Source organism: Rubrivivax gelatinosus (assembly GCF_016583785.1).
GTDB classification, from domain to species: domain Bacteria; phylum Pseudomonadota; class Gammaproteobacteria; order Burkholderiales; family Burkholderiaceae_C; genus Rubrivivax; species Rubrivivax gelatinosus_B.
Window position 1 is genome coordinate 84,760 of sequence record NZ_NRRU01000002.1, and the last position, 16,545, is coordinate 101,304.

The 16,545-nt window shown below is 71.5% G+C and carries 16 protein-coding genes; 10 read left to right on the forward strand and 6 right to left on the reverse strand.

Annotation, left to right across the window (positions count from 1 at the left end; translation table 11 throughout):
• Positions 1–64: 64 nt before the first annotated feature.
• Genes ubiM through CKO43_RS01305 form a run of 3 tightly spaced genes read left to right on the forward strand, consistent with a single transcriptional unit; the run spans position 65 to position 1,899 of the window.
• Positions 65–1,267, forward strand: a complete 1,203-nt coding sequence (gene ubiM, locus CKO43_RS01295; protein WP_200377615.1) for a 5-demethoxyubiquinol-8 5-hydroxylase UbiM — start codon at positions 65–67, stop codon at positions 1,265–1,267.
• A gap of 36 nt (positions 1,268–1,303) precedes the next feature.
• Positions 1,304–1,585 (forward strand): YlcI/YnfO family protein, encoded by a 282-nt coding sequence (locus tag CKO43_RS01300; protein ID WP_200225468.1) that lies wholly within the window; start codon positions 1,304–1,306, stop codon positions 1,583–1,585.
• Positions 1,582–1,899 carry a type II toxin-antitoxin system RelE/ParE family toxin gene (locus tag CKO43_RS01305; RefSeq protein WP_200225466.1) on the forward strand — a complete coding sequence of 106 codons (318 nt, stop codon included), beginning with the start codon at positions 1,582–1,584 and terminating at the stop codon, positions 1,897–1,899. The genes CKO43_RS01300 and CKO43_RS01305 overlap by 4 nt, the downstream gene beginning before the upstream one ends.
• 26 nt (positions 1,900–1,925) lie before the next feature.
• On the opposite strand, the gene CKO43_RS01310 is transcribed toward CKO43_RS01305, so the two are convergent.
• The 4 genes from CKO43_RS01310 to CKO43_RS01325 are packed head-to-tail and all read right to left on the reverse strand — an operon-like array spanning position 1,926 to position 5,645.
• Positions 1,926–2,621: an ATP-binding cassette domain-containing protein gene (locus tag CKO43_RS01310; protein ID WP_200377616.1), complete on the reverse strand. Its 696-nt coding sequence runs from the start codon at positions 2,619–2,621 to the stop codon at positions 1,926–1,928.
• Positions 2,615–3,379, reverse strand: coding sequence for an ABC transporter ATP-binding protein (locus tag CKO43_RS01315; protein WP_200377617.1), 765 nt, complete (start codon positions 3,377–3,379; stop codon positions 2,615–2,617). The genes CKO43_RS01310 and CKO43_RS01315 overlap by 7 nt, the downstream gene beginning before the upstream one ends.
• Entirely contained in the window at positions 3,376–4,623 is a 1,248-nt protein-coding gene (locus tag CKO43_RS01320) for a branched-chain amino acid ABC transporter permease (protein WP_200377618.1), read from the reverse strand. The genes CKO43_RS01315 and CKO43_RS01320 overlap by 4 nt, the downstream gene beginning before the upstream one ends.
• The gene (locus CKO43_RS01325; protein WP_200377619.1) at positions 4,620–5,645 is read right to left on the reverse strand and encodes a branched-chain amino acid ABC transporter permease; all 1,026 of its coding nucleotides are present in this window, start codon (positions 5,643–5,645) and stop codon (positions 4,620–4,622) included. Before CKO43_RS01325 ends, CKO43_RS01320 begins: the two co-directional genes overlap by 4 nt.
• Positions 5,646–5,727: 82 nt before the next feature.
• Here CKO43_RS01325 and CKO43_RS01330 point away from each other — a divergent pair, with 82 nt between their 5' ends.
• From CKO43_RS01330 to CKO43_RS01350, 5 genes are all read left to right on the forward strand, one after another.
• Complete coding sequence (locus CKO43_RS01330; RefSeq protein ID WP_242481018.1) at positions 5,728–7,212, forward strand: protein adenylyltransferase SelO; 1,485 nt, start codon at positions 5,728–5,730, stop codon at positions 7,210–7,212.
• Between the two features lie 2 nt (positions 7,213–7,214).
• Positions 7,215–7,655 (forward strand): peptide-methionine (R)-S-oxide reductase MsrB, encoded by a 441-nt coding sequence (msrB, locus tag CKO43_RS01335; RefSeq protein ID WP_431191954.1) that lies wholly within the window; start codon positions 7,215–7,217, stop codon positions 7,653–7,655.
• Between the two features lie 94 nt (positions 7,656–7,749).
• Entirely contained in the window at positions 7,750–8,391 is a 642-nt protein-coding gene (locus CKO43_RS01340) for a septation protein A (protein WP_200225457.1), read from the forward strand.
• Positions 8,388–8,651, forward strand: a complete 264-nt coding sequence (locus tag CKO43_RS01345) for a BolA family protein (protein WP_200225456.1) — start codon at positions 8,388–8,390, stop codon at positions 8,649–8,651. The genes CKO43_RS01340 and CKO43_RS01345 overlap by 4 nt, the downstream gene beginning before the upstream one ends.
• Before the next feature lie 70 nt (positions 8,652–8,721).
• Positions 8,722–9,534, forward strand: a complete 813-nt coding sequence (locus CKO43_RS01350) for a foldase protein PrsA (protein ID WP_200377623.1) — start codon at positions 8,722–8,724, stop codon at positions 9,532–9,534.
• Positions 9,535–9,598: 64 nt separating this feature from the next.
• Here CKO43_RS01350 and CKO43_RS01355 read toward each other — a convergent pair whose 3' ends face one another.
• Positions 9,599–12,097, reverse strand: a complete 2,499-nt coding sequence (locus tag CKO43_RS01355; RefSeq protein WP_200377630.1) for an ATP-binding protein — start codon at positions 12,095–12,097, stop codon at positions 9,599–9,601.
• Between the two features lie 121 nt (positions 12,098–12,218).
• Positions 12,219–13,640, reverse strand: coding sequence for a DEAD/DEAH box helicase (locus CKO43_RS01360; protein ID WP_200377644.1), 1,422 nt, complete (start codon positions 13,638–13,640; stop codon positions 12,219–12,221).
• A 335-nt stretch (positions 13,641–13,975) separates the two neighbouring features.
• Between CKO43_RS01360 and ettA the strand changes: the two genes are divergently transcribed.
• The gene (ettA, locus tag CKO43_RS01365; RefSeq protein WP_200225451.1) at positions 13,976–15,640 is read left to right on the forward strand and encodes an energy-dependent translational throttle protein EttA; all 1,665 of its coding nucleotides are present in this window, start codon (positions 13,976–13,978) and stop codon (positions 15,638–15,640) included.
• Positions 15,641–15,742: 102 nt separating this feature from the next.
• Positions 15,743–16,384, forward strand: coding sequence for a TetR/AcrR family transcriptional regulator (locus CKO43_RS01370; protein ID WP_200377646.1), 642 nt, complete (start codon positions 15,743–15,745; stop codon positions 16,382–16,384).
• Positions 16,385–16,545 lie beyond the last annotated feature (161 nt).

Genomic DNA, 16,545 nt, shown 5'->3' on the forward strand with positions numbered 1-16,545 from the left:
CATGCCGCCAACGCGCCGATATCGTGCGCCGGCCACTCGGGGCCTTGATGCCCCTCAACCGACTGTGAACGACCTCCACACCACCGACATCGCCATCGTCGGCGCCGGCCCCGCGGGCCTGGCGCTGGCGGCGGCGCTCGCGCAGGCCGGCCTGCGTTGCACCGTGCTCGAACAGAACAGCGCCGAGTCGCTGGTCGCGCCGCCGGAGGACGGGCGCGACATCGCGCTGACGCATCGCGCGCGCGCCATCCTCGAACGCCTGGGCCACTGGGACCGGCTGCCCGCCGACGAGATCGCGCCCTTGAAGCGCGCGCTGGTGCGCAACGGCGCCTCGCCGCTGGTGCTGCCTTTCGACGGCCAGGCCGACGGCCACGAGGCCCTGGGTTACCTGGTGCCGAATCACCGCCTGCGCGAAGCCGCCTACGCCGCGGCCGCCGCGGCGCCGGGCATCGAGATCGTCGGCGACGCGCGCGTCACCGCGCTGGAACGCGACGAACAAGGCGCCACCGTGCGCCTGGCCGATGGCCGCGCCTGGCGCGCGCCGCTGGTCGTCGCCGCCGACAGCCGCTTCTCGACGACGCGGCGCCTGGGCGGCATCGGCGCGCACCTGCTGGACTTCGGCCGCACCTGCATCGTCGTGCGCATGCGCCACGAGGAGGACCACGAGAACACCGCGCACGAGTGCTTCCGCTACGGCAACACGCTGGCCATCCTGCCGATGGCCGGGCGCCAGAGTTCGGCCGTCGTGACGCTGAAGAGCGACCAGGCACCGGAGTGGATGGCGCTGTCGGACGAAGCCTTCGCGCTGCGGGTCGAGCAGCACTTCGACCGCCGCCTGGGCCGCATGGACGTCGCCGCGCCGCGCCACGCCTACCCGCTGGTGGCGGCCTACGCGACCCGTTTCGTCGGCCCGCGTTTCGCGCTCGTCGGCGACGCCGCGGTCGGCATGCACCCGGTCACCGCGCACGGCTACAACTTCGGCCTCTACGGCGTCGAGGTGCTGGCGCGCGAACTGGAGCGTGCCGCACGCAGTCGTCGCGACCTGGGCGACGCTGCGGTGCTGGCCGCCTACGAACGCGAACACCGGCTGCGCACGCTGCCGGTCTACCTCGGCACCAACGCCATCGTGCGCCTGTTCACCGACGACACGCCGCCGGCCAGGCTGGTTCGTGGCGCGGTGCTGAAGGCGGCGAGCGTGGCGTCGCCGCTGCGCACGCTGATCGCGCGCCAGCTCACCGGGGGCGTGAGGCGGGCGGCTTCGGCCTGAACGCCAAAAGTATCGCAAACGCGATACAGTGCCCGCATGAAGTCCACGACCATCCCGCCGGTTCGCATCGAGCCGCAGTTCCGCGACGAGATCGAGCAGGCGCTCGAAGAAGGCGAGAGCCTCGCTTCGTTGGTCGAGCAGGCGGTACGCACCGAGGTGGCCCGCCGCCGTGACCAGGCCGAGTTCGTGCGGCGCGGCCTGGCCGCGGTCGCACGCTCCGAGGCCGACGGCGACTGGGTGCCGGCCGACACGGTTCTCGAGAAGCTCGAAGCCCGACTGGCCGCTGCGCGCGAGCGCCAGAGCAAACCCGCCGCATGAACTACCAGGTCGTCTTCAGCCGCGAGGCCGAAGAGGATCTGCTGAGGCTGTTCGAGCACGCCTTCGCGCGTGAACTGAACAGCCCCTCGGGTGATCTCGACATCCCCGGCCGGGCGATCGAAGCGATCCGCCAGGCCTGTCGCTTCCTCGCCGTCAGCCCTTTCAGCTGCCGCAAGGCGGCCAGCAGTCCGTTCGCGCGCGAGCTGATCGTGCCCTTCGGTGCCAGCGGCTTCGTCGTCTATTTCGAGATCCGGGCCGAGCGGCGCGTGCATGTCGGCGCCGTCCGGCACCAGCGCGAAAGCGACTATCACTGAGGCCGGACGTAGGACGCCGGAAGGCCTCAGACCTCCAGCCACTCGCGCCGCACGCCGGCGTCGGCCGCCAGCGCCGCGGGCGTGCCGGCGAAGACGATGCGGCCGTGGCCCATCACCAGGCAGCGGTCGGCGAGCTGCAGCGCGATCGCCAGCTTCTGCTCGACCAGCAATACGCCGACGCCGCGCCGGCGCGCTTCGGCCAGCAGTTCGGCCACCTGGGCGACGACCTGCGGCGCCAGGCCTTCGGTGGGTTCGTCGACGATCAGCAGATCCGGGTCGCCGACCAGCGTGCGCGCCAGCGTCAGCATCTGCTGCTCGCCGCCCGAGAGCACGCCGGCCGGGGCCTGCGCGCGTTCGGCCAGGCGGGGGAAACGCGCCAGCAGCTCGGCCGTGGTCCAGCGGCGCGTGCCGCGGCGCGGGCGTTCGCCCAGGCGCAGGTTCTCGTTGACGCTGAGCGTCGGGAAGACGTCGCGGCTCTCGGGCACGTAGCCCAGGCCGGCGCGTGCGATCTCGTGCGCTGGACGCCCCAGCAGCTCGGCGCCCTGCCAGCGCACCGAACCGCGCGCCGGCAGCAGACCCATCAGCGCCTTGGCCGTCGTCGAGCGGCCCGAGCCGTTGCGGCCCAGCAGCGCGACGATCTCGCCGGCACCCACGTCCAGGTCGACGCCGTGCAGCACCGGGCGCACGCCGTAGCCGGCCTCCAGGCCACGCACCGTCAGCACCCGCCCTCCCCGGCCGGCGGCAGCGCGCCCAGATAAGCCTGCTGCACACGCGGATCGGCGCGCACCACTTCCGGCGTGTCGAAAGCGACGACCTCGCCGTCGACCAGCACCGCGATGCGGTCGGCCAGGTCGAAGACCACGCCCATGTCGTGTTCGACGACGAGCAGCGTGCGCCCTTCGGTCGCGCGGCGGATCAGCGCGACGAACCAGGCCGTCTCCTCGCGGCTCATGCCGGCGGTGGGTTCATCCAGCAGCACGACGCCGGCGTCGCCGGCGATCGTCAGGCCGATCTCCAGCGCACGCTGCTCGGCGTAGGCGAGCTGCGCCGCCGGCACGTCGCGGCGCGGCTCCAGCCGCAGCATCGCCAGCAGCGCCTCGGCGCGTTCGTCCAGGCTGCGGCGACGCGCCGGGCGCCAGAAGGCATAACCGGCGCCCTCGCTGTGCAGCAGCGCGCAGCGCAGGTTCTCGACCGTCGACAGGCGCGGGAACAGCTGGCTGGTCTGAAAGCTGCGCGCAAGACCGCGGCGCACGATCTCGTAGGGTGGCAGGCCGTGGATCGCCTGGCCGTTCAGCCGGATCTCGCCGGCGTCGGGCGCGAGCTGGCCGCTGATCAGGTTGAACAGCGTGCTCTTGCCGGCGCCGTTGGGGCCGATCAGCGCGACACGTTCGCCCGGCTGCACCGCCAGGCTGGCGCCGCGCACGACCTCGGTCCGGCCGAAACGCCGGCGCACGGCGCGCAGTTCCAGCGCCGGCGTCAACGCGCTGCCTCCTGCGCCCACTGCGGCGCGAAACGCCGCCGCGCGAGTTCGAACAAGGCCGCCGCGGTGGCCAGCAGCAGCACGGCGCCGACCCAGGCGTCGGCCGAGTCGAGTTGCAGCGGCAGGCCGGCGAAGTTCAGCACCGGGCCGGAAGCCGCGTCGAGCTGGCGCCGATAAAGCAACTCGACCAGCACCGCGAGACCCGTCAGCGCGATGACGGCCAGCGCGAGCAGCGCCAGCAGCCCGGCCCACAGCCTGCGCAGCCGGCCCGCGGCGGCGGCACGCGCCAGGCTCGCCGCGACGCCGGCCAGCCCGCCCGGCGCCGCCATCACGACGAGGATGAAGGCCAGGCCCAGGTACAGCAGCCAGGCGCGTGTCAGCGCCGACAGCAGCACGCCGGCCAGCACCATCAACACCGCACCGATCACCGGCCCGGCGAAGTAGGCCGTGCCGCCCAGCACCGTGAACAGCAGGTAGGCGCCGGACCTGAGCGCGCCCAGCACCTCGGCGCTGACGATCTCGAAATGCAGCGCCGCCAGCCCGCCGGCCACGCCCATGAAGAAGCCCGAGACGACGAAAGCCAGGTAGCGCACGCGGCGCGCGCTGTAGCCGACGAACTCCGTGCGCAGCGGGTTGTCGCGCACGGCGTTCAACATGCGTCCCAGCGGCGTGCGCGTGAAGCCGTACATCGCCGCGGTGCAGGCGAAGCAGTAGACGGCGATCAGCGCGTAGACCTGCCAGGCCGGCCCGAAGCTGATGCCCCACACCGGCGCGCCGACGACACGGTCGGCGCTCAGCCCGCCTTCGCCGCCGAAGACCGTGGGGAACATCAGCGCCAGCGCGGCGACCAGCTCGCCCAGGCCCAGCGTGATCATCGCGAACGGTGTGCCGGCGGTGCGCGTCGTCAGCCAGCCCAGCGTCGCCGCGCCGGCCAGCCCGCCCAGGCCGCCGACCAGCGGCACCAGGCTGACCGGCAGCGCCAGCTCGCCGGCCGCGATCCAGCGCAGTGAATGGATCGCCGCGTAAGCACCCAGGCCGGAATAGACCGCGTGGCCGAAGCTCAGCATGCCGCCCTGCCCCAGCAGCAGGTTGAAGGCCAGGCAGGCGACGATGGCGATGCCGATCTGCGACAGCATCGTCAGCGCCAGGCTGCTGTCGAAGACCAGCGGCGCCAGCGCCAGCACCAGCGCGTAGCCGCCCCAGACGAGCAAGGCCCAAGCCCGGTGACGCGGCGGCACCCTCATCCCTCGCGCGTGCCGAAGAGCCCACGCGGGCGCAGCACCAGCACCCCCACCAGCAGCAGATAGGGCAGGATTGCCGCCACCTGCGACAGCTTGACGCTCCACAGCGCCCAGGCCGCGGTCTCGGGTGCCGGCGTCCAGTGCAGCGCCGCTGCCAGGTCGGCGAGCGAACGGTCGCTGGCCACCGCGAACGAGTCCAGCACGCCCAGCAGCAGCGAGGCGACGAAGGCCCCGCCCAGCGAGCCCAGCCCGCCGATGACGATGAGCGCGAAGACCACCGGCCCGACGGCCTGCGCCATCGACGGTTCGGTGACCCGCATCACGCCGCCGACGACGCCGGCCAGCGCCGCCAGCGCGGTGCCGGCACCGAAGACCAGCATCAAGACCTGCGGCACGTCGTGGCCCAGCGCCTGCACCATCTGCGGGTGCGTCAGCGCGGCGCGGATCACCAGGCCCAGCCGCGTCGTGCGCAGCGCCAGCGCCAGCACGCCCAGCAGCGCCAGCGCCAGCACCATCGCGAAGGCGCGCAGCGCCGGGAACTGGGTGCAGACCCACGCCGCGTCGCCGCGGCAGGCCTCGGGCGCGGCGCCCCAGGCCAGCGTCAGCCCGGCCGGCGCCTGCACCAGCGTGAACAGCGGCCCGGCCAGCGCCGGCGGCGGCTCGAAGGCCAGCGGCTGGCGGCCCCAGACCAGCTGCACCAGCTCGACGACGACATAGGCCAGACCGAAGGTGACGAGCAGCTCGGCGACGTGGCCCTGCGGGTGTACGCGGCGCAGCACCCAGCGCTCGAAGGCGGCGCCGGCCAGGCCCACGACCAGCGGCGCCACCACCAGCGCGACCCAGAAGCCCGCGCCCGCGGCGACGGTGGCGCCGACGTAGGCGCCCAGCATGTAGAAGCTCGCGTGGGCGAAGTTCAGCACGCCCATCAGGCTGAAGATCAGCGTCAGCCCCGAGGCCAGCAGGAACAGCAGCAGGCCCACGGACAGCCCGTTGAGCAGCGAGACGAGGAAGTGCGAGGTGGCCATCACGAAGCCGTGACGATAACGGGCCGCGGTGCTTAAGCCCCTGCGCCGGCGCGGCGCGCGGCGGCTTCCCACAATGCTGGCGATGAACGCCTCCGACCGGACCTTCCCCGACGAGCCGCGCTGGCGCGACGACGGTTTCGTGCGCCGCGCCGGCGCCCCGCTGGCCATCGCCCAGCCGCCGCAGCCGGTGCCCGAGGCGCACTGGGTGGCGCGCAACGAGGCCTTCGCACGTGAACTCGGCTGGTGGGACTGGCTGCAGCGCGACGAGGCGCTGGCGCTGCTGGCCGGCAACGCCCAGCCCGCCGGCGGCACGCTGGCCACGGTCTATTCCGGCCACCAGTTCGGCGTCTGGGCGGGGCAGCTGGGTGACGGCCGCGCGCTGCTGCTGGGCGAAGCCGACACGCCGCTCGGGCCGCTGGAACTGCAACTGAAGGGCAGCGGCCTGACGCCGTATTCGCGCATGGGCGACGGCCGCGCGGTGCTGCGCTCGTCGATCCGCGAGTACCTGTGCTCCGAGGCGATGCACGCGCTCGGCATCCCGACGACACGTGCGCTGGCGCTCGTCGGCTCGCCGCTGCCGGTGCGACGCGAACGCGCTGAGACCGCCGCCGTCGTCACGCGTGTGGCGCCGAGCTTCCTGCGTTTCGGCCACTTCGAACACTTCGCCCACACCGCGGCCGATACGGCGGCGCTGCGGCGCCTGGCCGACGCTGCGATCGAGCGCTACTTCCCGGCGCAGGCCGAGGCGGCCGAGCGCTATGCCGCGCTGCTCGAAGAGGTGGCGCGACGCACCGCGCGGCTCGTCGCGTCTTGGCAGGCCGTCGGCTTCTGCCACGGCGTGATGAACACCGACAACATGTCGCTGCTCGGGCTGACGATCGACTACGGGCCTTTCGGTTTCCTCGACGCCTTCGACCCCGGCCACGTCTGCAATCACTCGGACGAACGCGGCCGCTACGCCTATTCGCGCCAGCCCAATGTCGCGTTCTGGAACCTGCACGCGCTGGCGCAGGCGCTGCTGCCGCTGATCGGGGACACCGACGCCGCGGTCGCCGCGCTGGAGCCGTACAAAACCGAGTTCCTGGCCGCGCTGCAGGCGCAGATGCGCGCCAAGCTCGGCCTGGCGAGCGAGCGCCCGGAAGACGGAGCGCTCGTCGACGACCTGCTGCGCCGCATGGCCGAGGACGGCGCCGACTACACCATCACCTGGCGCCGGCTCGGGCGCTTGGACAGCAGCCCGGGCGCACGCAACGAAGCGCTGCGCGACCTGTTCCTCGACCGCGAAGCCTTCGACGCCTGGGCGGTGCGCTACGCCGGGCGGCTGCGCGCCGAGAACAGCGTCGACGCCGAACGCCGCTTGCGCATGGACGGAACCAACCCCAAGTACGTGCTGCGCAACCACCTCGCCGAAACCGCCATCCGCCAGGCCGAAGACGGCGACTTCGCCGAGCTCGCACGGCTGCTGGCCGTGCTGCAGCATCCGTTCGACGAGCAGCCCGCGCATGAGGCGCTCGCCGGTTTCCCGCCCGCATGGGCGCAGCAGCTCGAGGTCTCCTGCTCGTCATGAACATGTTCTCCAAACGCCACGACCCGCATGCCCACGACGACCCGCGCTACGAAGTCCGCAAGAGCGACGCCGAATGGCGCGAGCAGCTCGATGCGACCCAGTACCAGGTCGCGCGCCAGGCCGCCACCGAACGCCCGTTCAGCGGCAAGTACTGGGACCACTTCGAGGACGGCCGCTACGACTGCGTCGGCTGCGGCACGCCGCTGTTCGCCAGCCGCAGCAAGTTCGACGCCGGCTGCGGCTGGCCGAGCTACTGGCAGCCGCTGGAGGCCGACGTCATCGAGGAGGTACGCGACACCACTCACGGCATGGTGCGCGTCGAGGTGCGCTGCCGCCGCTGCGGCACCCACCTGGGCCATGTCTTCGACGATGGCCCGGCACCCACAGGCCAGCGCTACTGCATCAACTCGGCGGCCATCGACTTCAAGCCCGAGCCGACATGAGCCGGGCCGTTTCGGCCTGTCGCGGGCACGGCTTCACGGGCCGGCCCTCGTGCAGCCGGCACAATGACGCCATGAACCGTATCCGCCGCCCCGCATGAAGCTGCTGCTGGACTTCCTGCCGATCGTCCTGTTCTTCGCCTGCTTCAAGCTGGCCGAAAGCAACCCCGAGTGGGCCGCGGACTTCGCGACCGAGAACTTCGGCTTCGTCGTCTCCGGCGGCGTCGTCGGCGTCAAGGAGGCGCCGGTGCTGCTGTCGACCATCGTCGTCATCCTGGCAACGCTGGCGCAGGTGCTGGTGCTCAAGCTGCGCGGGCGCAAGATCGACACCATGCTCTGGGTGAGCCTGGTGCTGGTCGTGGTGCTGGGCGGGCTGACGATCTGGTTCCACAACGAGACCTTCATCAAGTGGAAGCCCAGCGTCCTGTACTGGAGCATGGGCACCGCGCTCTGGCTGGCGCCGCTGCTGGCCGGCAAGAACCTGCTGAAGGCGCTGCTGGGCGAACAGATGCAGCTGCCGGCGCGCGTCTGGCACCGGCTGAACTTCGCCTGGGTCGCGTTCTTCGCCGGGATGGGCCTGCTCAACCTGTGGGTCGCCTACAGCTTCAGCACTGACACCTGGGTCAACTTCAAGCTCTTCGGCGGCGTCGGCCTGATGGTCGCCTTCACCGTCGCCCAGGGCCTGTACCTGGGCCGATACCTGGACGACAACGGCGCGCCGCGCGAGGGCTCGCGTTGAGCCGCGCCGACGAGATCGAAGCCGCGCTGCGCGCCGCGCTCGACCCGGTCGAGCTCGAGGTGCTGGACGACAGCGCGAAACACGCCGGCCACGCCGGTGCCCGCGAAGGCGGCCATTTCCAGGTGCGCATCCGCAGTGCGCGCTTCGTCGGGCTGGCGCCCTTGGCGCGCCATCGCCTTGTGTATGATGCCCTCGGCCCCCTGGGCCAACGGGGTGTGCACGCGTTGGCAATCGACGCGCAGCCGCCCCGGCAGGACTGACACCCCCGAACAACTCCATCGGCGCGCCGCACCGCAGGATCGGTGCGCGCCTCATCCGAAAGTGCCATCCATGAGCTCGAAGTCCCTCGCCCTGCGCACGGCCATCGCCGTCGCCGCCAGCGCCCTGCTGATGCCGCTGGCCGCACAGGCGCAGAACATCGCTGTCGTCAACGGCAAGCCGGTGCCCAAGGCGCGTGTCGAAACCCTGCTGCAGCAGGCCGCTCGCGCCGGCCAGCAGGTCGGCCCCGAACTGCAGCAGCAGGCCCGCGACCAGGTCGTGCTGCGCGAGATCTTCGTGCAGGAAGCCGAGAAGAAGGGCCTGGCCACCAGCGCCGACTACAAGGCGCAGATGGAGCTCGCCCGCCAGAGCATCCTGATCCGCGAGCTGTTCGAGACCTACCGCAAGACCCACCCGGTCGCCGACGCCCAGGCGCAGGCCGAGTACGACAAGATCAAGGTCTCGGCCGCCGGCACCGAATACCACGCGCGCCACATCCTGGTCGAGACCGAAGACGCGGCCAAGGCGCTGATCGCCCAGATCAAGGCCGGCGCCAGCTTCGAGGAACTGGCCAAGAAGAACTCCAAGGACCCGGGATCCGGTGAGAACGGCGGCGACCTCGACTTCGCCAAGCCCGACGCCTACGTGCCCGAGTTCAGCCAGGCCATGGTCGCGCTGAAGAAGGGCGAGATGACCGAGACGCCGGTGAAGAGCCAGTTCGGCTGGCACATCATCCGCCTGGACGACACGCGCGAAGCGCAGTTCCCGGCCTTCGAGGAAGTGAAGGACCAGCTCAAGCAGCGCATGGAACAGGCCGGCCTGCAGCAGTACCAGGAACAGCTGCGCACCAAGGCCCGCACCGACTACAAGTTCGGCGCCCAGTAAACGCCGCGCGGCAAGCAGCCGAATCGAAGGCCCCATGCGGGGCCTTCGTCGTTTCCGGCCGCCTTCAGCCGCGTACGGCAGGCGCCGTGGCCGGCGCCAAGTCGCTGCCGTCCAGCGTGACGACCGCCGCCTGGTGGGCGTCGGCCTCGCGCCCGGCGCTGCGCGCCAGCGCTGCGGCCTCGGGCGCCAGCGCCTCCTGCACCTGCGCCTCGGCCAGCTGGCGCGAACGTGCGTAGGCCGCAAAACGGCGCGCGCCGCGTTCCGTGCAGCGATCGTCGTAACCGAGCAGGAAAGCGGCCGAATGCGGCCGCCCTTCGCGCGCGGCAAACAGCGCGAACATCGGCGCGACGATGTCGAACGCCACCCAGTCGCTGGCACGCGAGGTTTCGACGAAGCTGCGCAGCGCCTCACGCGCCGCGTCCAGCTGGCCGTCGCGCAGCAGTGCATGGGCATAGTTGCCCCAGGCGAAACAGGCCTGCGAGCCGATACCGCCGCGGTAGAAGGCCGTCAGTTCGGCACCGGCGGCGATCGCCGCGGCAGCGTCGCCCAGTTCCAGGTGCAGATAGGCCAGGTTGGACAGCGCGCCGCGTGCGAACTGGTTCCAGCCGGCCTCGCGCGCCGCTGCGGCCGCAGCCTCGCAGGCACGCAGCGCCTGCTCCGACTGCCCGAGGAAGGAATACGCCAGCGCCTCGGCGTGGTAGCGATAGCGCCGCAGCAGTGGCGGGAAATCGGCCTCGGCCTGCTGCGCCAGGTCGTGCAGCGCCTGGACCGCGCCATCGGACTGCTCGCCGAGCGCGGCGACGGCGTAGCTGCTCGCCAGGAAGGCCTGGCGCCGCTCGCCCAGGCTCCGGTACAGGGCAGCCGCCTCGGTCGCCAGCTCGCGCGAGGCGCGCCGCCGCGACAAGGCCAGCACCTTGGCGGCGCCGAGGCAGAAGGCGGCACGCGCCGGCGGCGCCAGCGTCGACGAGGGCTGCAGCTGCTCGGCGCGGCGCAGCAGCTCCAGATACTCCTGCACGCGCACGCTCAGCACGAAGAGCATCGCGGTCTCGGCCAGCAGGCCGTAGGCGAGATCGGCCTCGCGCGTCGTCGCCCAGCGCAGCGCCGCCAGCACGTTGTCGAGGTCGGGCTCGTAGCGCCGGCGCCAGCCGCGCTCGGTGTCGACGAAGATGCGTTCGTCGGCGCCGCGGCAGGCGTCGAGCACGCCATGGGCATGCTGGCGCGACGCGGTCTCGGGATCGGGCTCCTGCAGCATCGCGAACTGCCGCGTCGGCTCGAGCAGCCGCAGGCGCGAGGCCTCGCCGGCCTCGACGACGACGAGCGAGCGTTCGATCAGGTCGGCCAGTGCCTGGTGCAGGTTGTCCTCGTCCAGCTCCTGACGCCCGATGGCCAGGGCGAGTTCGTAGGAGAAGCCGCGCACGCACCAGGACAGGCGGCGCAGCAGCAGCTGGCTGGCCGGCGGCAGCAGCCGGTAGCTCCACTGCAGCGTCGCCAGCAGCGTCTGGCGCCGCGGCGGCTGGCCGGCGTCCAGCGGCGGCGGCAAGCGCTCGCGCAGCAATTCGGCCAGCCCTTCGCTGCCGAGCCTGCGCACACGGGAGGCCAGCAGGGCGATGGCCAGCGCCGAGCCGCCGACCTGGCCGCAGACGCGTGCGATCGCGCGCAGTTCGTCATCGCCCAGCGCCTGGCCCTCGCCCAGCCCGGCACGGTGCAGGAAGTGGCGCAGCGCATCGCTGGCCAGCAGCCCGGCACGCGGCGCGTCGGGCAGCGCCAGCGACAGGCCTTCCAGGCGCATCACCTGCTCTTCGGGGTGATGCAGCGGCAGCTGCGTCGTGACCAGCACCTGCAGCCGCGGCGCGGCCGCGAGCCGGTTGAAGAGTTCGTAGACGCCGCTGCACGAGGCTTCGGCGCTGTCGAGCACGAGCAGCACCGGCCGCTGGCGCAGCGCGGCGAGCACCGCCGCCACCGGCCCGACCTGGCTGGTCTGCGGCACGCCCAGGCGGTCGGCGACCGAAGCCGCCAGATCCTCGACGCCGCGCACGCCGTCGATCTCGACCCACAGCACCAGCAGGCCGCGGCCGCGCATCCGGTGCGCGGCTCGCAGCGCCAGCGCCGTCTTGCCGACGCCGCCCAGGCCGCACAGGCTCACGAGGCGGGAACGGTCCAGGTGTGCGGCCAGTTCCTGTTGATCGGATTCGCGCCCGACGAAACCCGGGGGTTCGGCGGGCAGGTCGACGGCGCGCAGCTGCGGCGGCAAAACACCGTCGTCCTGCGGGTCCTGCACCTCGCAGACCAGCTGGTAGCCACGGCCGGGGATCGTCGCGATGGCCTCGGGGCCGAGCACGCGGCGCAGCTGCTCGATGTCGAGCGACAGGCCGTCGCGCCCACCGGGAAGACCGGGGCAGACGCGCTCGATCAGCTCGGCGTGCGACATCGGCCGCGTGCGGCCGTCGATCAGCGTCAGCAGCAGCTCGAAAGCGCGCTCGCCGAGGGGCTCGCCGTGTTCGCCCAGCAGCCGTCTGGCCTGCAGGTCGACGCCGAAACCGCCGACCTGCATCCGCTTGGCCATTTCGCTCCCCGCGCGTATTGACGACACGCCGCGAGCATAAATGACGGGACGCAGGCTGCAGCCTGCGTTTCAGGCGGCTGGGCGCCGCCCGAGAGCCCGGCGCGTTGGCGCCGGGCGGTGTTCAGCGGCGCGGCCCGCGCGGGCCTTGCGCGGCACGGCCGCCGCCATGGCCGCTGGACGAACCACGCGGCGACGGCCCGGAAGACGTGCGCTGACCGCCAGACTGGTTGCGCTGGCCACCGCTGCCCTGCCCGGCGCCCTGACCTTGCGGCCGAGCACCGCCGCCGCCACCCGGGCGGCCGCCACGCGGCGCGCCCTGGCCGCCGCCAGCGTTGCGGCGCGTGCCGCCGACGCCGATCGTCATGCGGCCGAGCACGATGGGCTCGGCCTTCTCGCCGGGCGCCGGCGCGAAGCCCGGGATCACCTGGACCGGAATGTCGCGCTTGATCAGGCGCTCGATGTCGCGCAGGAAGATGTCCTCGTCCAGGCAGACGAGCGAGATCGCCTCGCCGCTGGCGCCGGCACGGCCGGTGCGGCCGATGCGGTGCACGTAGTCCTCGGGCACGTTGGGCAGCTCGAAGTTGACGACGTGCGGCAGCTGGTCGATGTCGATGCCGCGCGCGGCGATGTCGGTCGCCACCAGCACCTGCAGCGTGCCGGCCTTGAACTCGGCCAGCGCCTTGGTGCGCGCACCCTGGCTCTTGTTGCCGTGGATCGCCATCGCGCTGATGCCTTGTTCGTTGAGGAACTCGGCCAGGCGGTTGGCACCGTGTTTCATGCGCGTGAAGACCAGCACCTGGTGCCAGTCGCCCTGGCGGATCAGGTGTGCGAGCAGGTCCTTCTTCTTCTCGCGCCCGACCGGGTGCACCTTCTGCGCGATGGTCTCGGCGGTGGCGTTGCGGCGCGCGACCTCGATCAGCGCCGGCTGGTTCAGCAGCCGGTCGGCCAGTGCCTTGATCTCGTCGCTGAAGGTGGCCGAGAAGAGCAGGCTCTGCTTCTTCGGCGGCAGTGCCGCGAGCACCTTCTTGATGTCGTGGATGAAGCCCATGTCGAGCATGCGGTCGGCTTCGTCCAGCACCAGGATCTGCACCTGCGACAGGTCGAGCGTGCCCTGGGCGTGGTGGTCCAGCAGCCGGCCGGGCGTGGCGACGAGGATGTCGACGCCCTTCTTCAGGCGGTCGATCTGCGGCTGCATGCCGACGCCGCCGAACATCACCATGCTGGTGAGCGGCAGGTACTTGCCGTAGGCGCGCACGCTTTCTTCGACCTGGGCGGCGAGTTCACGGGTCGGCGTCAGCACCAGGGCACGGATGGCGATGCGACCACGCGAGTCGCGCAGCGGCTTGGCTTCGGTCAGGCGCTGCAGCATCGGCAGCGTGAAGCCGGCGGTCTTGCCGGTGCCCGTCTGCGCCCCGGCGAGCAGGTCGCCGCCTTGCAGTACCGCGGGGATGGCCTGGACCTGGATCGGCGTCGGCACGTCGTAGCCCTGGTCGCGGACAGCACGCAGCAACGGCTCGGCGAGGCCGAGATCGGAAAAGTTCATGGAGTCGGAATTCGGTCGGCCTGTCGCCCGCTCGGGGCGCCAGTCGCAGGCGTCAGATCAAGGGGCCGCGAGAAGCGGCGTCGGGCTCGACGGCGATGCAACGACTGGGCTCTGCATCGGTGTCTCCGATTCTATCTGATGCAGATCAAATCTGCATCGTGAGACCCCACGACACGAGACCTCCCTTGACCCGGATGGCTGACGCCGCAGCGCCGGCGCGACGGCGATTGCCCGGGGTCAAGCGCTGCAGCCGGGCCGCGAGCGGCGACAATAGCGGATTGCCCGGCGCTCAGCCCGCCGGAAGCTCCACCTTAGTCAGCACACGAACAGCAGCCATGGCCCAGTACGTATTCACGATGAACCGCGTCGGCAAGATCGTGCCGCCGAAGCGGCAGATCCTGAAGGACATCAGCCTGTCCTTCTTCCCCGGCGCCAAGATCGGGGTGCTCGGCATCAACGGCAGCGGCAAGTCGACGCTGCTGAAGATCATGGCCGGGCTGGACAAGGACATCGAAGGCGACGCGGTGCCGATGCCGGGCCTGAACATCGGCTACCTGCCGCAGGAACCCGAGCTCGACCCGAACCAGAACGTGCGCGAAGCCGTCGAACAAGGCATAGGCGGCGTGCTCGCCGCGAAGAAGCGCCTGGACGAGGTCTACGCCGAGTACGCCGAGCCCGATGCCGACTTCGACAAGCTCGCCGCCGAGCAGGCCGAGCTCGAAGCCATCATCGCCGCCGCCGGCAGCGAGAACACCGACCTGCAGCTCGAACTGGCCGCCGACGCGCTGCGCCTGCCGCCCTGGGACGCGCAGATCGGCGTGCTCTCCGGCGGCGAGAAGCGCCGCGTCGCGCTGTGCCGGCTGCTGCTGTCCAAGCCCGACATGCTGCTGCTGGACGAGCCGACCAACCACTTGGACGCCGAATCGGTCGACTGGCTCGAGCAGTTCCTGCAGCGCTACCCCGGCACCGTGGTCGCGATCACCCACGATCGCTACTTCCTGGACAACGCCGCCGAGTGGATTCTCGAACTCGACCGCGGCATGGGCATCCCGTGGAAGGGCAACTACTCCGACTGGCTGGACCAGAAGGAACGCCGCCTCGAGATCGAGCAGAAGAAGGAAGACGCGCGCATGAAGGCGATGAAGGAGGAACTCAAGTGGGTTCGCTCCAACGCCAAGGGCCGCCAGGCCAAGAGCAAGGCGCGTCTGGCCCGCTTCGAGGAACTGAGCGACGTCGAATACCAGCGCCGCAACGAGACCAACGAGATCTTCATCCCGGTGGCCGAGCGCCTGGGCAACGAGGTCATCGAGTTCAAGGGCGTCACCAAGAGCTTCGGTGACCGCTGCCTGATCGACAACCTGAGCTTCAAGGTGCCGGCGGGCGCCATCGTCGGCATCATCGGCCCCAACGGCGCCGGCAAGTCGACGCTGTTCCGCATGCTCCAGGGCGTGGAGCAGCCCGATTCGGGCGAGGTCGTGATCGGCAAGACCGCGCACCTGGCCTTCGTCGACCAGAGCCGCGCCAGCCTGGAAGCGTCCAACACCGTCTGGCAGGACGTCTCCGGCGGCCTGGACAACATCGTCGTCGGCCAGTTCGTGATGCCCAGCCGCGCCTACCTGGGCCGCTTCAACTTCAAGGGCAACGACCAGCAGAAGCTCGTCGGCAGCCTGTCCGGCGGCGAACGCGGCCGCCTGCACCTGGCCAAGACCCTGGCCCAGGGCGGCAACGTGCTGATGCTCGACGAACCGTCGAACGACCTGGACGTCGAAACCCTGCGTGCGCTCGAAGAGGCGCTGCTCGAGTTCGCAGGCTCGGCCATGGTCATCAGCCATGACCGCTGGTTCCTGGACCGCATCGCGACCCACATCCTCGCCTGCGAAGGCGACTCGCAGTGGTTCTTCTACGCCGGCAACTACCACGAGTACGAAGAAGACAAGAAGAAGCGCCTGGGCGAAGAAGGCGCGCGCCCGAAGCGCGTGCGCTTCAAGCCGATCAAATAAGGCGCGGCTCGCGCCCGGCAGACGACGGCGGCCCGCGGGCCGCCGTTTTCATTTGCGAAGGCGGGATTGCGGCGCCGTTTATACAAGCGTATAAACCGCTGCATGTCCCGTGTCTCCACCAGCCCCGAGCCCGGCAGCCGCGAACGCCTGCTGCAGGCCGGGCTGACGCTGGCCCAGCGCGCTGGCCTGAAGGCACTGACGGTGCGCGCCGTCGCCGCCGAGGCCGGCGCCAACCTGGGCAGCTTCGTCTACCACTTCGGCTCGCGCGAGGCTTTCGTCGACGAGCTGATCGAGCGCTGGTACGCGCCGATGTTCGCGCAGCTGCAGGGTCTGGCCGACCACCCGGCCGACCCGCTGGCGGCGCTGCGTGCGGCGCTGCTCGAGTTCGTCGGCTGGGTGGTCCAGCACCGCGCCTTCCTGGCCCACCTGGTGGGCGACGCCGCCGCCGGCGAGACCGGCGCCCGGCGTTTCCTGGCGACGATAGACCGGCGCCACCCCGCCGTGCTGCTGGGCCTGATCGCCGCCGCGCAGGCCAGCGGCGGCCTGCGCCGCGCCGAGCCGCTGCACCAGCTGATGTTCCTGCTGGCCGCGCTGGCACTGCCGGTGCTGCTGACCCAGTTCCTGGCCGCACGCGAGATCGCACCGGCGCCCTTCGTCGGCCTGCTGGTGCCGCTGGCCATCGCGCCGGAACGTGTCGCCGAGCGCCTGGACTGGGCGCTGCGTGGCCTGGCCCCCGACCGCTAAAGGCCCGCCGATGACCACCCTGCCCCTGCGCCCCCTCCTGGCCGCCGCGCTTGCGGCCCTGCTCGCCGGCTGCGGCGCCGAACCCGACGCGCCGCTGGCCGGTTATGCCGAAGCCGAGCTGGTCTACGTCGCCGCCTCGGCCGGCGGCACGCTGCGTACGC

What these genes read in the sequence shown, in the direction of transcription:
- CKO43_RS01325 (WP_200377619.1), bottom strand. Translation starts at nt 5,645, where the DNA reads ATGGCCACCTCGCACTTCCTCGTCTCGCTGCTCAACGGGCTGTCCGTG.
- CKO43_RS01370 (WP_200377646.1), top strand. Translation starts at nt 15,743, where the DNA reads ATGTCCCGTGTCTCCACCAGCCCCGAGCCCGGCAGCCGCGAACGCCTG.
- CKO43_RS01305 (WP_200225466.1), top strand. Translation starts at nt 1,582, where the DNA reads ATGAACTACCAGGTCGTCTTCAGCCGCGAGGCCGAAGAGGATCTGCTG.
- CKO43_RS01360 (WP_200377644.1), bottom strand. Translation starts at nt 13,640, where the DNA reads ATGAACTTTTCCGATCTCGGCCTCGCCGAGCCGTTGCTGCGTGCTGTC.
- ettA (WP_200225451.1), top strand. Translation starts at nt 13,976, where the DNA reads ATGGCCCAGTACGTATTCACGATGAACCGCGTCGGCAAGATCGTGCCG.
- CKO43_RS01300 (WP_200225468.1), top strand. Translation starts at nt 1,304, where the DNA reads ATGAAGTCCACGACCATCCCGCCGGTTCGCATCGAGCCGCAGTTCCGC.
- msrB (WP_431191954.1), top strand. Translation starts at nt 7,215, where the DNA reads ATGTTCTCCAAACGCCACGACCCGCATGCCCACGACGACCCGCGCTAC.
- CKO43_RS01330 (WP_242481018.1), top strand. Translation starts at nt 5,728, where the DNA reads ATGAACGCCTCCGACCGGACCTTCCCCGACGAGCCGCGCTGGCGCGAC.
- CKO43_RS01320 (WP_200377618.1), bottom strand. Translation starts at nt 4,623, where the DNA reads ATGAGGGTGCCGCCGCGTCACCGGGCTTGGGCCTTGCTCGTCTGGGGC.
- CKO43_RS01355 (WP_200377630.1), bottom strand. Translation starts at nt 12,097, where the DNA reads ATGGCCAAGCGGATGCAGGTCGGCGGTTTCGGCGTCGACCTGCAGGCC.
- CKO43_RS01350 (WP_200377623.1), top strand. Translation starts at nt 8,722, where the DNA reads ATGAGCTCGAAGTCCCTCGCCCTGCGCACGGCCATCGCCGTCGCCGCC.
- CKO43_RS01340 (WP_200225457.1), top strand. Translation starts at nt 7,750, where the DNA reads ATGAAGCTGCTGCTGGACTTCCTGCCGATCGTCCTGTTCTTCGCCTGC.